The sequence below is a fragment of the Streptomyces sp. NBC_01210 genome (genome assembly GCF_036010325.1).
Classification (GTDB): domain Bacteria; phylum Actinomycetota; class Actinomycetes; order Streptomycetales; family Streptomycetaceae; genus Streptomyces.
In genome coordinates this window covers 1,398,140-1,411,638 of record NZ_CP108549.1, presented here as the reverse complement: position 1 = coordinate 1,411,638, position 13,499 = coordinate 1,398,140, and the positions used below count along the sequence as shown (strand labels likewise).

Sequence of the window (13,499 nt, the reverse complement as noted above, 5' to 3'; positions counted from 1 at the left end):
TGCTCGACGCCTGGCCGATTCCCGGCCGTGAATTCTGATGCACCGTCATGCGCCGTGTGCCGCCCTGCCGATCAGGAGGTCGCGCAGCAGTCCGTCGGTGGTGGACACCACGCCACTGCGCGAGGCCCACCGCAGCGCCATGGCGTGTTCCTCGGCGGAGATGTCGGCCACCGCGTCGGCGACGACGAAGGGCTGTATGTCGTTCATGAAGGCATCCGCCGCCGTCAGCAGGACGCCGAGATGCGCATACACACCACAGACGATCAGCTGGTCGCGGCTCGTGGATCGCAGCAATCGGCCGAGATGGCTGCGGAGAAAGGCGTTGTGGCGCACGTTGGCCAGCAGATGTTCTCCGGGCCGGGGAGTCAGCGCCGGGACGATCGCGGCGGCGTCGGGCTCAGGGCCGATTCCCGGACCCCAGATGTCGCTCAGCAGTCCGCGTTGGTCGGGAGGCTGCGCAGCCGGTTCGGCGCTGAAGACGACCGGCATGCCGAGCGTGCCCGCGAGTTCGCGCAGGGCGGCGATGTTGTCGACGAGCTCCACCACGGGGGAGCGTTCCGCCGGAAACGCCCGGACGAAGTGGTTCTGCATGTCATGGACCAACAGCGCGGCCCGTGCCGGATCGATCGTCCAGGGAACGCACGACGGAGGGATCGCGGAGCGGTCGGGCATGGGATAGGAGCCGATGACCGGCAAGCCCATGGGCAATCTCCTCCCTGATGACATGTGCGCCTGGTCCGGCCACGGGCGCGCGTCGCCTCGGTGCCGTGCGAACCCCTGAATCGGGGAGCCTGGCGTGGGCAGGACGCGGCGGCCCAGGCAGGACCCCACCCACCCGATCGGGCACTTAGCTTAGCCTAACCTAAGCATTCATGGGCTGGCCTTGGCTGCCCGGTCAAGCCGCGCATCAGTAACCCAGCGCGCGCAACCGCTCCTTGTCAGGGAGGCGGCGCCGACGGTCGCAGTTGACAGGCGCCGTTGCCGGAGCGGAGGTGGCGACCGATGTGTCGTCGGTGATCCTGCCGCGCCCGGTGCGGATGGCTCCGGGTGCGAGATCGGGACCCGCCTTGCAGTACCGGGCGTTCAGTCGTGCTGCGTGATCCTCGGGAGCGCTGCCGGGGGTGCCGGTCATCGAACGTCCGCTGGGCAGCAGGGGAGTGAGGTTCGGAGCCGAAACTCCCCCGATTCTTCCCCTTGTTCATCCCAGGTCCTGGTGGAGGAGTGGGCTTCGGCCCGCACCGTTGCCCGTGAAGGTCGGGCGCTGGACCCGATAGCCTGGGAAAATGCTCACGGAAGTCACCGCGACCCGCTACGTCACACCCCTACGGGAGGGCGGATCGCTGCCTGGAATTGTCGAGGCCGACGATTTGGGCACCTACGTCATGAAGTTCACCGGCGCGGGACAGGGCCGCAAGACGCTGGTCGCCGAGGTCATCTGCGGACAGCTGGGGCGTCGGCTCGGGCTGCGGGTGCCCGAGCTGGTCAGCATCCAACTGGACCCGGTCATCGGTCTCGGCGAGCCCGACCAGGAGGTGCAGGAGCTGTTGAAGGCGAGCGGCGGGCTGAACCTCGGGATGGACTTCCTGCCCGGTTCGCTCGGGTTCGATCCCCTCGCCTACGAGGTGGACGCGGCCGAGGCCGGCAGAGTCGTCTGGTTCGACGCGCTGATCAACAACGTCGACCGCTCCTGGCGCAATCCCAACATGCTGGTGTGGCACGGCGACCTGTGGCTCATCGACCACGGCGCCACCATGATCTGGCATCACAACTGGCCGGGTGCCCAGGCCTCCGCCGCCAAGCCGTACGACGCCTCGGACCATGCCCTCGCTCCCTTCCGCCCCGATATCGCATCGGCCGCCGCCGAGCTCGCTCCGCTCGTCACCGAGCAGCTGCTGACCGAGGTCGCCGCCGACGTCCCCGACGAGTGGCTGGTCGACGAGCCGGGCTTCGAGTCCACCGATGAGGTGCGCCGTGCCTATGTCGAGGCGCTGCTGCCGCGCGCCGCGACGATCCATACGCGCATCAGCCTGGATGCTCGGACCAAGGACAGGCCCTCGCAGGCCCCGGGCTGGCTGACCGATCACCTCACACCGTGGCCGCACGCCACCAAGCAGGACCGGGGCGGCGCCAAGTGAGTGAACGCGATGTCTTCGAGTACGCGCTGCTGCGCGTGGTGCCGCGCGTCGAGCGCGGCGAATGCTTCAACGCGGGGGTGGTGGTCTACTGCCGCGCCAAGTCCTTCGTGGCCGCGCGTACCCATCTGGACGAGGTGAAACTCAAGGCGCTGGACCCCCGCGCCGATGTCACCGGTGTGCGTGCCGCGCTGCACGCCGTCGAGGGCGTCTGCCGCGGCGGCGAGGACGCGGGCCAGGCCGCGCGGGACGATGCCGGACGCCGCTTCCGGTGGCTGATCGCACCGCGCTCCACCGTCGTACAGCCGGGCCCGGTCCACACCGGACTCACGGCCGATCCAGAGGCCGAGGTGGAGCGGCTGCTCGACCTGCTGGTGCGCTGACGGTGCGCCAGTGGTGTGCTGAGGGACGGCTCGCCAGGATGTGACATGCGCCGTTGGCCCCCCGGTGCCGTTGACACCGCGTGCCAGGGCTTCTAGCGTCTCGACTGCTGAAGGTACTAAGCGGTCGCTCAGCGATCGAGAGCTGACGGCAGAGGGTTTCCAGAGTTTCCAGGGCGAGGAGAACCAGCATGTCCACCACCGAGCAGCGCGTCGCCGTCGTGACCGGGGGCGCGCGCGGGATTGGCGCCGCCACCGGGGTACGGCTGGCGGCGGAAGGCCGCGCTGTAGCCGTGCTCGACCTCGACGAGGCGGCCTGCAAGGACACCGTCGAGAAGATCACCGCGGCGGGCGGCAAGGCCCTCGCGGTCGGCTGCGACGTGTCCGACAGCGCCCAGGTGGAGGCCGCCGTGGCGCGCGTCGCCGCCGAGCTCGGCGCGCCCACGATCCTCGTCAACAACGCGGGGGTGCTGCGCGACAACCTGCTCTTCAAGATGAGCGAGTCCGACTGGGACATCGTGATGAACGTGCACCTCAAGGGCGCGTTCCTGATGGCCAAGGCCTGCCAGAAGCACATGGTGGACGCCGGATTCGGCCGTATCGTCTCGCTCTCCTCCAGCTCGGCGCTCGGCAACCGCGGCCAGGCGAACTACTCCGCGGTCAAGGCCGGTCTGCAGGGCCTCACCAAGACCCTCGCCAAGGAGCTCGGCAAGTTCGGCATCACCGCCAACGCCGTCGCCCCCGGATTCATCGTCACCGAGATGACGGGTCAGACGGCCGCCCGCATCGGCATGGGCTTCGAGGAGTTCCAGGCCGCCGCCGCCACCCAGATCCCGGTCCAGCGCGTCGGATGGCCCGAGGACATCGCCAACGCCATCGCCTTCTTCACGGGCGAGGAGGCCGGCTTTGTCTCCGGCCAGGTCATGTACGTGGCCGGCGGACCGCTCAACTGAATCGGGAGACGACGAACATGACCGCAGAGGTACAGGACAGCGGAAAGGTCGCCCTGGTCACGGGCGCGAGCCGCGGTATCGGTTACGGCATCGCGGAGGCGCTCGTCGCCCGCGGCGACCGGGTGTGCATCACCGGCCGCGGTGAGGACGCGCTCAAGGAGGCCGTGGAGCAGCTCGGCTCGGACCGGGTGATCGCCGTCGCGGGCAAGGCTCATGACGAGGCCCACCAGGCGGCCGCCGTCGCGCGCACCATGGAGGCGTTCGGCCGCGTCGACTTCCTGGTCAACAACGCCGGCACGAATCCGGTCTTCGGTCCGATCGCCGAGCTCGACCTGAATGTGGCGCGCAAGGTCTTCGAGACCAATGTGATCTCGGCGCTCGGCTTCGCGCAGCAGACCTGGAAGGCCTGGCAGAAGGAGAACGGCGGTGCGATCGTGAACATCGCCTCGGTCGCCGGCATCTCCGCCTCGCCCTTCATCGGCGCGTACGGGATGAGCAAGGCGGCCATGGTCAATCTGACCCTGCAGCTCGCGCACGAGTTCGCCCCGGTCGTACGGGTCAACGCGATCGCACCCGCGGTGATCAAGACCAAGTTCGCCCAGGCGCTCTACGAGGGCCGTGAGGCGGAGGCGGCCGCGGCCTACCCGCTGGGCCGGCTCGGAGTGCCGGAGGACATCGGCGGAGCGGCCGCTTTCCTCACCTCCGACCAGTCGGACTGGATTACAGGGCAGACACTGGTGGTCGATGGAGGTATCTTCCTGAATGCCGGTGTGCACTGACGCGCACTGAGGCGCACTGAGCCGGTTTGTTCCTGATTGAGCCAAGTGCCCCGCCGGGCCACCAGGTTGATCCGGCGGGGTGCTGCGGTATGGTCGGCCGACCCATGGCTGAACGAGGAGCGTGCACGTGTTCTACCGGACCTGTCTGCAGGCCGCTGCAGCCCTAGCGTCCATATCTCTGCTGGCCGGATGCAGCCTGTTTTCGGGTGAGAGCACCGAGCGCGAGCAGAAGATTACGGTCGGTACGATGAGTGAGCCCACCACCCTCGACCCGGCCGCAGCCTGGGACGGCTCATGGGAATTGCTGAGTAATGTCTTCCAGACGCTGGTCAGCTTCCCGTCCGGCGTCACAACGCCGCAGCCCGACGCCGCGCAATCCTGCCGCTTCACCAACCCCAGCAACAAGGTCTTCGAGTGCGAGCTGAAGCCCGGCCTTGCCTTCTCTAACGGTGACAAGCTCGACGCGGCGGCGGTCAAGTATTCCATCGAGCGGATCCAGAAGATCGATGCGAAGGGTGGCCCCAACGGATTGCTCGGCTCTCTCGGCAAGGTCGAGACCGCCGGCGACCGCATCGTGAAGTTCAGCCTCAAGACGGCGGACGCCACGTTCCCGTTCATCCTGGCCACGCCCGCCATGTCGATCGTCCCGCCCAAGGAGTACCCGGCGGACAAGCTCCGCGAGGACGGCGGGCTGACCGGTTCGGGGCCGTACGTCCTGAAGTCGTACAAGAAGGGCGACCGGGCAGAGCTGACCAAGAACTCCGAGTACAAAGGGTTCGCCAAGCTCGAGAACGACGCCGTCGACATCCGCTACTTCCAGGACTCCGACGTGATGGTCGGAGCCCTCAAGAAGAAGGAGATCGACGCGATCTACCGTGGTCTGACCGCGGCGGAGGTCGTCAAGTTTCAGTCGAAGCAGCCGGAGTACGACAGCCTCCAGCTCGTCGAGACGGTCGGCGCCGACATCCGCTACCTCGTCTTCAATTCCAAGGACCCCATGGCGGGCAAGATCGCCGTACGCCGTGCGATCGCCCAGGTCATCGACCGCGACGCGCTGGTCGCCAAGGTCTACCAGGGCACGGCCGAGCCGCTGTACTCCATGGTCCCCAAGGGTATTTTCGGCCACACCACCGAGTTGTTCGACCGCTATGGCGAGCCGGATGTGAACAAGGCGCGGGTCATCCTCAGGGGCGCTGGCATCACCAAGCCGGTGCCGCTGACGTTCGGGTACTCCTCCGACCGTTACGGCTCCGCCTCCAAGCCCGAGTTCGCCGAGCTCAAGCGGCAGCTCGACGCCTCCGGCCTGTTCAAGATCACGGTGGAGGGCAGGCCCGAGAAGGACTTCCAGAAGGCCTACAAGGCCGGCGAGTACCCCGTCTTCGGACGCGGCTGGTTCCCCGACTTCCCGGACCCGGACAACTTTGTCGCGCCGTTCGTCGGCGAGAAGAACGCGCTCAGTATTCCGTACCAGAGCCCCGAGATCACCGACCAGCTGCTGCCCGCGTCCCGGCGCGAGAGTGACCGCGGTGCGGTGACCAAGGAGTTCGAGCGGGCGCAGGAGATCTTCGGCGACGATGTTCGGCTGCTGCCGCTGTGGCAGGGCAAGATGTACGTCGCCTCCAGCGAGGAGATCGGCGGCGGCGAACTCGCGATCAACCCGCAGACATTCATGCAGATGTGGCAGCTGTACCGCAAGGCCAGCTGGTAGACCCCGTTGTCAGTGGCCCCCGGTAGGTTCTGTGGTCGAGAACTGATCGCATTCCGGAGGTTGTTGACGTGACCGACACCGACATGCTGCCCGAGTCCTGGCGCGGCGTCCTCGGCGAAGAGCTGCAGAAGCCGTACTTCAAGGAGCTCACCGAGTTCGTCGAGGAGGAGCGGGCCAAGGGGCCGGTCTATCCGCCGCGCGAGGAGGTCTTCGCCGCCCTCGACGCGACGCCGTACGACCGCGTCAAGGTCCTGATCCTCGGCCAGGATCCGTATCACGGAGAAGGGCAGGGGCACGGCCTCTGCTTCTCCGTGCGGCCGGGCGTCAAGACCCCGCCCTCCCTGCGGAACATCTACAAGGAGATGAAGGAGGAGCTGGGCCACCCCGTCCCGGACAACGGCTATCTGATGCCGTGGGCCGAGCAGGGTGTTCTGCTGCTCAACGCGGTGCTGACGGTGCGGGCCGGCGAGGCCAACTCCCACAAGGGCAAGGGGTGGGAGAAGGTGACGGACGCGGTGATCAGCGCCGTTGCCTCCCGGCCCGACCCGGCCGTGTTCGTCCTCTGGGGCAACTACGCGCAGAAGAAGCTGCCGCTGATCGACGAGGAGCGGCATGTGGTGGTGAAGGGTGCGCACCCCTCGCCTCTGTCCGCGAAGAAGTTCTTCGGCTCCCGTCCGTTCACGCAGATCAATGAGGCGGTCGCGGCCCAGGGGCACGAGCCCATCGACTGGCGGATCCCGGACCTCGGCTGAGCGTTCGGGCACCCGGCTGACAGGCTCGGGCAGGTGCCCGAGCCTGTGCGGCAATGTCAGTGGCGGCGGCTAGCGTCGTGATCTGTGGCGTCAGCACAAGCGGCTGACGCCGCGGGTCGCAATTCGCCGCACGGACGTGGGAGGTCGCAGTGATGGAGCAGCAGGAGGCGTCGGGGGACGCCGTCATGACCCGGATCGGGCAAGCGATCATGCTGCTGCACGGCGGGGACCGCGAGGAGGCGCGCAATCGTTTCGGCGCGCTCTGGTCGGAGATCGGCGAGGTCGGTGATCCACTCCACCGCTGCACGCTCGCGCACTACATGGCGGACACCCAGGACGACCCCGGCGACGAGCTCGCCTGGGACCTGCGGGCGCTGTCGGCGGTCGAGGGTCTGAGCGACGAGCGGCTGGCCCAGCACCAGGAGGCGCTCGCGGTGCGGGCCTTCTTTCCCTCGCTGCATCTCAGTCTCGCGGCCGACTATGTGAAGCTGCAGCGCCCCGAGGCCGCGCGGGTCCATCTCGACCGGGCGCGCGCGGCGACGGATGCCCTGGGGGACGACGGTTACGAAAACGGCGTCCGTGCCGCTATCGACCGGCTGGAGCGCGGACTGCGCGGCGAGTGAGGCTCAATTCCCGTAGATCTCGCGGCAGATCCGGGCCTGCGGGCTGTCGGGCGGCAACCGGCCGTACTCCTCGCCCAAGGCGCAGATGTCGGGCCGGGCGGCCGGCAGGACCGGTGGTCCAGGCGCCGGGGCGGGCGGCTTCACGGTCCGGGGTTTCGGCGGCCGCGGCCTTGGCCGCACGCGCGGCGCATGTCCGATGGCGGGCGGCGACGGGGGAGCGGTGGTCCCGGCCGGAGGCGACCCGGCCGCAGAAGGGGGCTCAAGGACCTCGCGGGCCGGGCCCTGCACAATCTGCGGCTCCCCCGCCTGCGCCGGGCGGCCGGCCGGCGCAGGCGGGGGTACGGGCGCGCGCGGCGGCTCGACGGCAACACAGCCGGTGACGGCCCAGGCGGCCACTCCTACCAGGACCTTTGCGGCGGTTCTTGTTCGGTGCACCCGCGCAACTCTGCTGTGCACGGGGGCACGTTCACCGGCGTACCGGCACATAATGGCCCGCACGGGTGACGCCGGTCAGTTGCCGGTGGTGTGCCGTCGGCCGGCGTTATTCGCTGTCATTCGCCGGTCGCGCCGTCGATCCGCTCGCGGAGGAGGTCGGCGTGGCCGTTGTGGCGCGCGTACTCCTCGATCATGTGCGTCATGATCCACCGCAGGTTGAAGGTCTCCCCGCTGCGGTGCTTGCCCGTACCCACATCGTCGAGCGTCCGGGAGGCGGCGAGCTCACGGGCCCGTACGATCTCGGCCTGCCAGGCCGCGTACGCCTCGGCATAGGTGTCCTGCTCCGTGGCGTGGAAGTCGCCGTCGCGGTCGTCGTTGGAGTAGAGGTACTCGACGCCTTCTCCGGCCAGGATGTTGCGGAACCAGCTCCGCTCGACCTCAGCCATGTGCCGTACGAGTCCGAGCAGCGAGATCTCGGAGGGCGGCACGGACAGCTGCCGCAGCTGCTCGTCGTTCAGGCCGGCGCACTTCATTTCCAGGGTCTCGCGGTGGTATTCGAGCCAGCCCTCCAACATGTCGCGCTCGCCCGCGGTGGTGGACGGTTCGGTGCGTTCAGGTGTCGTCATGGCGATCATCCTGAACCACGCGACGCGGTGCCGCCAGGGCTTATCCGCCGAGCATCCCCCGCAGTTGCTCACGGAATCCGGTGCGCAGCTCCGCCGGTTCCGGGACGGCCGCGTGGTACGACCCCGCCGCACAGGAGAACATCAACCCCTCGCACCAGGCCGCCAACGACAGTGCGTGGCGCTCCGGTTCGGTGGAGCCTGCCGCGGCCATCAGCGCTTTGAGCGGCTCGCGGAACTGGCTGCCGGTCGCGTCGTAGAACTCTCGCAGCTCCGGCCGGCGGGTGGCCTCCAGGGCCAGTTCGTAGCGGGCGACGAGCAGTTCGCGATGGCGGGTCAGATAACGGTGCAGTGCGAGCGCGAGTGCGTCGACCAGGCCGTCCATGCCGCCGTCCGGTACAGGCAAGCCGTCCGGGGTCAGGACGGCCGCCTCACGCTCCGCCAGCCGCCGTACCGCGGTCTCAAGGAGCGCCTGCCGGGTGCGCGCGTAGTTGGACGTCGAGCCCTGCGGAAGCCCGGCGGCCTCGTCCACCGCCCGGTGGGTGAGCCCGCGCATCCCGCGCTCGGCGAGCAGTCTCAGCGCGGCGTCGGCGATCAGTTCGGCACGGGAGGTGCTCGTGGGGGTGCGTGCGGCCATGCGCTCAACCTACCGCTTCAACTACAGCTGTAGTACGGTGAGCGTGTCACTACAGATGTAGTTACCGCATCAGGCATCACGTGCAGCAGTGCTTCAACGCATCGAGGAGGCGTCATGCCCGAACCACGAGCCGTTGTCATCGGAAGCGGAATCGGCGGACTGACCGCCGCCGTGGCCCTGCGCCTGTCCGGCTGGCAGGTCACCGTCCTGGAGCGCGCCGCATCCCTTGAACCGGTCGGCGCCGGCATCGGCCTCGCCCCCAACGCCCAGCGCGCCCTCGACGTCATCGGCCTCGGCGACGACATCCGCGACATGGCCGCCTGGCAGGGCGACGGAGGCATGCGCGATCCGGGCGGCCGCTGGCTCTCGCGTACGAACAGCGCCGCCGCGGCCGAGCGCTTCGGCGGACCACTGGTCCTGGTCCACCGCGCCACCCTGATCGACCGGATCGCCTCCCGGTTGCCCGCCGACGCCGTGCGCACCGGCAGTCCCGCCGCGCTCGCCGACCCGGGAGTCGTCGGCGGCCGCCCGGCCCGGGTCACCACGCCAGGTGGAGAGATCGAGGCCGACCTGGTCGTCGTTGCCGAGGGCATCAACTCCGTCGTACGCCGGGTCCTCTTCCCCGAGCACCCCGGACCTTCCTACTCCGGATTCACCACCTGGCGCGTGGTCGTCCCCGCGCCCGACCTGCCCTTCGCACCCCACGAGACCTGGGGATCCGGCGCACTCTGGGGCACCCAGCCGCTCAAGGACGGCCGGATCTACGCGTACGCGGCTGCTGTCGCCCCTGCCGGAGCCCGCGCGGCGGACGACGAGAAGGCCGAGCTGCTGCGCCGCTTCGGCTCCTGGCACGACCCGATCCCCGCGATCATCAAGGCCGCCGAACCCGGCCTCGTACTGCGCAACGATGTCCACCACCTCATCGAGCCGTTGCCGGCCTTCCACGGGGGGGCGCACCGTGCTCCTGGGCGACGCCGCCCACGCCATGGCCCCCACCCTCGGTCAGGGCGGCAACCAGGCCATCGAGGACGGCATCGTCCTCGCCCACCACGCGGCGCCCGGCGGCGACCTGGCCGCCGGCCTCGCCGCATACAGCGCCGAGCGGCTGCCGCGCACCGCCGTCGTCGTCCGCAAGTCCGCGCAGATCGCCAGGCTGATGTCCCTGACCAGCACTCCGGCCGTCGCGGTGCGCAACACCCTGATGTCCGCGGTTTCCCGGCTCGGCCCCGGCCTTGTCCTGCGGACTTTCGACGGCATCGCCGACTGGCAGCCGCCGCAGCGCACGTATGCTGCCGGAGCACAGGACGTACCAGAAGCACAATCGGCACAGCGCCAAGGGAGGCCCCTGTGAAGGTCGGCTGCATCGGGCTCGGCGACATCGCGCAGAAGGCCTATCTGCCGGTGCTCACCACCCTGCCCGGGGTGGAACTGCATCTGCAGACCCGCACTCCGGCCACCCTGTCACGGGTCGCCGAGATCCATCACATCCCCGCCGAGCGGTGCCACACGGACCTCGGCGCCCTCCTCGCCGAGGACCTGGACGCCGCCTTCGTGCACGCTCCGACCTCCACCCACGCCGAGATCGTCACCCGGCTCCTGGAGGCTGGAGTGGCGACGTACGTCGACAAGCCGCTCGCGTACGAACTGGCCGACTCCGAGCGGCTGGTGGGCCTCGCCGAGGAGCGCGGCACCAGCCTGGCCGTCGGCTTCAACCGCCGTCTCGCGCCCGGCTACGCCCAGTGCCTGGAGCACCCGCGCGAGCTGATTCTGATGCAGAAGAACCGTGTCGGCCTCGCCGAGGACCCGCGCACCCTCGTCCTCGACGACTTCATCCATGTGGTCGACACATTGCGCTTCCTGGTCCCGGGACCGGTCGAACACACCGACGTACGGGCGCGGATCGTCGACGGACTGATGCACCATGTCGTACTGCAGCTGTCCGGCGACGGATTCACCGCCATCGGAACGATGAACCGTAAGAGCGGCTCCACCGAGGAGATCCTCGAGGTGTCGGGACAGGACAGCAAGCGGGAGGTCCGCAACCTCGCGGAGATCGTCGACCACAAGGGGCAGCCGAGCGTACGGCGGCGCGGCGACTGGGTGTCCGTCGCCAGGCAGCGAGGCATCGAGCAGTCGGTGTTCTCCTTCCTCGACGCCGTACGGGCCGGGAAACTGCTCACCGCGCAGGATGCGCTGCGGACTCATGAGCTGTGTGAACGGGTGGTGCGGCTAGCCCTGGAGCAGGCCGCCTGAGGGCCCGCGTACCCTCGGTGGCGCACACGGCCGCGAGGACGGCGAGCGCTGCGTAGACCGGCCAGTCGCCGAACCTGACATACAGCGTCGTGCCGCCGGCCAGCGGGACGTCGTAGAAGGCGCTGGTGCTGCTGTCCGTACCGAGGAGGCCGCCGACCCGGTCGCCGCCGGGACCGTACACCGCACTGACGCCGGTGAGCGTCGCATGGACCATCGGACGCCCGCTCTCCGCCGCCCGCAGCGCCGCCAGCGAGGCGTGCTGTTCCGGCGCCCAGCTCCCCTGGAACGACGAGGTCGCCGACTGTGCGATCAGCAGCTGCGCGCCGTCCCGGGTGAGCCGCCGGCTCATATCGGGGAACGCCGACTCGAAGCAGACCAGCGGCCCGAGCCGCAGTCCGCCCTCCGCGGCGCCCGGCAGCACCATCACCACCGGGCGGCTGCCCCGCAGCCGGTCCTCGCCCGCGGCCTTGCCCACCGAGGTGGCCCAGCCCAGCAGCGTACGGGCCGGTATGTACTCACCGAAGGGCACCAGCCGCATCTTGTCGTAGCGGTCGCCCGTCGGACCCTGCGGACCGACCAGGACAGAGCTCTTGAAGATTCCGGCGCGGCCCGAGGGGTCCTCGCGCCGGGCGTCCACATTGACCAGCACATCGGCGCCGACGGCGCGCGAGAGCACGGCGATCCGGGCCGCGAGATCGGGGCGTTCGCGCAGATCCGCGCCCACACTGCTCTCGCCCCAGACCACCAGATCGACGTCCTGGCCCGCCAGTTGACGGGTGAGCTCTTCGCTGCGGGCGAAGCGTCGGTCGACGCTGCCGATGCCGTCGACGACCCCCGGCTGCACGATCGCGATCCGGGCCCGGCCCGACTGCTGCGGGTGCGGGGCCCACATCCAGACCGCGGTTGTGGTGAGCGCGCAGACGACGCCTCCGCCCACCGCCGCCGTACGGGCATTCGGCACCGCCACCAGCACGGTGAACGCCGTATTCACCGCGAGCACCAACAGGCTCACCAGCCACACGCCACCCACCGACGCGAGCCGTAGAGCAGGAGATACCTCCCACTGACTGGCTCCGAGCAGACCCCAGGGGCCGCCCAAACCCTCCCAGGACCGGGCCAGTTCGATCATGAGCCAGCCCGAGGGGACAGCGGCGAGGGCAGCGGCTGCGCGGGCCGGCGACGGCGTCCCGCCGAGGAGCCACCGCACCAGCCACCCCCACGGCGCCCACATCAGCCCGAGCAGCGCCGCCAGCACCACGAGGAACACATGCAGGCTCGGCACCAGCCAGTGGTGCACGGCAATCATGAAACCGATGCCGCCCAGCCAGCCGTCGACCGCCGCACGGCGAGCTGTGGGCGCGGACCGGACGAGGAGCATCCACGGCACCAGCGCGATATACGCGAACCACCACAGGGACGGCTCCGGGAAGGCGAGCACCGGCAGTGCCCCGGCCGCCACCGCGGCTGCGCCGCGCCACCAGCGAGACGACAGCTTCTGCCGCGAGCGCTCCCACCGATCGCGCCCGTCGCCCAGCTCCCGCCGGGCGCCCGGAATCCGCATGCCGCGCCTCCTCGTCCTGCCTCGAAGGGCCCGCGGGCAGTGTCCCCTCCAGTGTGCGGGAGCGGGACCGGCACCGACAGTGCGCCCCGGTGTGTCAGCTCCCGGCGAGTGCCCCGACGGCCCGCCGCCACTTCTCGTGGATCACCACGGTGCGCAGCCGCCAGCCTGCGTCCGTGCGCAGCAGGCTGAAGGCATACCGTCCGCCGGAGACGAAGTCGTCGCCCGACTCCAGCCGCATCGGGTTCACATAGTCGGCCTGCACCTCGGCACGGTCGCCCGGATAGCCGCCCAGGTCCTGGATGTGCAGCCGCCGGTTGACGATGAGGTGCTGGCGTACGGGAAAGAGCCGCATTGTCTCCGCCATCCAGTCGGCGACCTCGGCGGCCGGGCCCTCGATGCCGCCCGAGCTGCGGTAGTCCGCGCGCCCTTCGTGCGTGAACAGAGCCCGGTAGGCACCCCAGTCGGCATCGTCCACGGCCACCGCGTAACTGGTGATCAATTCATCGATGGTCAGCCGGTCCATCACGGTCGCGAGATCCACGCGCTGCGTCATCCGGTCAGTTTCGGGCAGCGCGGGCCTTACGCCAAGGGCTGTGCACGCCAGTCACCCGCTCTTGGTCAGCAAACGGTCGATCTCCGTCAGTTCGGCGGAACCTCGCGGAC

The 13,499-nt window shown here is 69.5% G+C and carries 15 protein-coding genes and 1 pseudogene; 9 read left to right on the top strand and 7 right to left on the bottom strand.

Annotated features, from left to right (window positions below; translation table 11 throughout):
- Positions 1–45 precede the first annotated feature (45 nt).
- Together OG735_RS06310 and OG735_RS06305 are read right to left on the bottom strand one after the other, a co-directional pair.
- Positions 46–702: an isochorismatase family protein gene (locus OG735_RS06310; protein ID WP_327322144.1), complete on the bottom strand. Its 657-nt coding sequence runs from the start codon at positions 700–702 to the stop codon at positions 46–48.
- 205 nt (positions 703–907) lie between these two features.
- The gene (locus OG735_RS06305; RefSeq protein ID WP_327322143.1) at positions 908–1,132 is read right to left on the bottom strand and encodes a hypothetical protein; all 225 of its coding nucleotides are present in this window, start codon (positions 1,130–1,132) and stop codon (positions 908–910) included.
- 151 nt (positions 1,133–1,283) lie between these two features.
- Between OG735_RS06305 and OG735_RS06300 the strand changes: the two genes are divergently transcribed.
- The 7 genes from OG735_RS06300 (at position 1,284) to OG735_RS06270 (ending at position 7,327) form a co-directional block, all read left to right on the top strand.
- Complete coding sequence (locus OG735_RS06300; protein ID WP_327322142.1) at positions 1,284–2,135, top strand: HipA family kinase; 852 nt, start codon at positions 1,284–1,286, stop codon at positions 2,133–2,135.
- Positions 2,132–2,515, top strand: coding sequence for a DUF3037 domain-containing protein (locus tag OG735_RS06295; RefSeq protein ID WP_327322141.1), 384 nt, complete (start codon positions 2,132–2,134; stop codon positions 2,513–2,515). Before OG735_RS06300 ends, OG735_RS06295 begins: the two co-directional genes overlap by 4 nt.
- 188 nt (positions 2,516–2,703) lie before the next feature.
- Positions 2,704–3,465 (top strand): 3-oxoacyl-ACP reductase FabG, encoded by a 762-nt coding sequence (fabG, locus tag OG735_RS06290; protein WP_327322140.1) that lies wholly within the window; start codon positions 2,704–2,706, stop codon positions 3,463–3,465.
- Positions 3,466–3,482: 17 nt separating this feature from the next.
- Positions 3,483–4,244: an SDR family oxidoreductase gene (locus tag OG735_RS06285; protein WP_327322139.1), complete on the top strand. Its 762-nt coding sequence runs from the start codon at positions 3,483–3,485 to the stop codon at positions 4,242–4,244.
- 127 nt (positions 4,245–4,371) lie between these two features.
- On the top strand, positions 4,372–5,952 hold the full coding sequence (locus OG735_RS06280; RefSeq protein ID WP_327322138.1) for an ABC transporter substrate-binding protein: 1,581 nt from the start codon (positions 4,372–4,374) through the stop codon (positions 5,950–5,952).
- 68 nt (positions 5,953–6,020) lie between these two features.
- Entirely contained in the window at positions 6,021–6,704 is a 684-nt protein-coding gene (locus OG735_RS06275) for a uracil-DNA glycosylase (protein ID WP_327322137.1), read from the top strand.
- A gap of 149 nt (positions 6,705–6,853) precedes the next feature.
- Entirely contained in the window at positions 6,854–7,327 is a 474-nt protein-coding gene (locus OG735_RS06270; protein ID WP_327322136.1) for a hypothetical protein, read from the top strand.
- A gap of 3 nt (positions 7,328–7,330) precedes the next feature.
- Here OG735_RS06270 and OG735_RS06265 read toward each other — a convergent pair whose 3' ends face one another.
- The 3 genes from OG735_RS06265 to OG735_RS06255 form a co-directional block, all read right to left on the bottom strand.
- Entirely contained in the window at positions 7,331–7,471 is a 141-nt protein-coding gene (locus OG735_RS06265) for a hypothetical protein (RefSeq protein ID WP_327322135.1), read from the bottom strand.
- Positions 7,472–7,878: 407 nt separating this feature from the next.
- Positions 7,879–8,388, bottom strand: coding sequence for a DinB family protein (locus OG735_RS06260; protein ID WP_327322134.1), 510 nt, complete (start codon positions 8,386–8,388; stop codon positions 7,879–7,881).
- Positions 8,389–8,428: 40 nt separating this feature from the next.
- A complete protein-coding gene (locus OG735_RS06255) occupies positions 8,429–9,022 on the bottom strand; it encodes a TetR/AcrR family transcriptional regulator (protein ID WP_327322133.1) in 594 nt (197 codons plus the stop codon).
- A 114-nt stretch (positions 9,023–9,136) separates the two neighbouring features.
- Between OG735_RS06255 and OG735_RS06250 the strand changes: the two are divergent.
- Both OG735_RS06250 and OG735_RS06245 read left to right on the top strand, forming a co-directional pair.
- A pseudogene (locus OG735_RS06250) lies at positions 9,137–10,373 on the top strand (FAD-dependent monooxygenase).
- Positions 10,370–11,275, top strand: coding sequence for a Gfo/Idh/MocA family protein (locus tag OG735_RS06245; protein ID WP_327322132.1), 906 nt, complete (start codon positions 10,370–10,372; stop codon positions 11,273–11,275). Before OG735_RS06250 ends, OG735_RS06245 begins: the two are co-directional and overlap by 4 nt.
- Here the strand turns inward: OG735_RS06245 and lnt are convergent.
- Both lnt and OG735_RS06235 read right to left on the bottom strand, forming a co-directional pair.
- On the bottom strand, positions 11,199–12,836 hold the full coding sequence (gene lnt, locus OG735_RS06240; RefSeq protein ID WP_327322131.1) for an apolipoprotein N-acyltransferase: 1,638 nt from the start codon (positions 12,834–12,836) through the stop codon (positions 11,199–11,201). The two genes, OG735_RS06245 and lnt, sit on opposite strands and share 77 nt — an antisense overlap.
- Positions 12,837–12,930: 94 nt before the next feature.
- A complete protein-coding gene (locus tag OG735_RS06235) occupies positions 12,931–13,389 on the bottom strand; it encodes a nuclear transport factor 2 family protein (protein WP_327322130.1) in 459 nt (152 codons plus the stop codon).
- Positions 13,390–13,499: the final 110 nt, after the last annotated feature.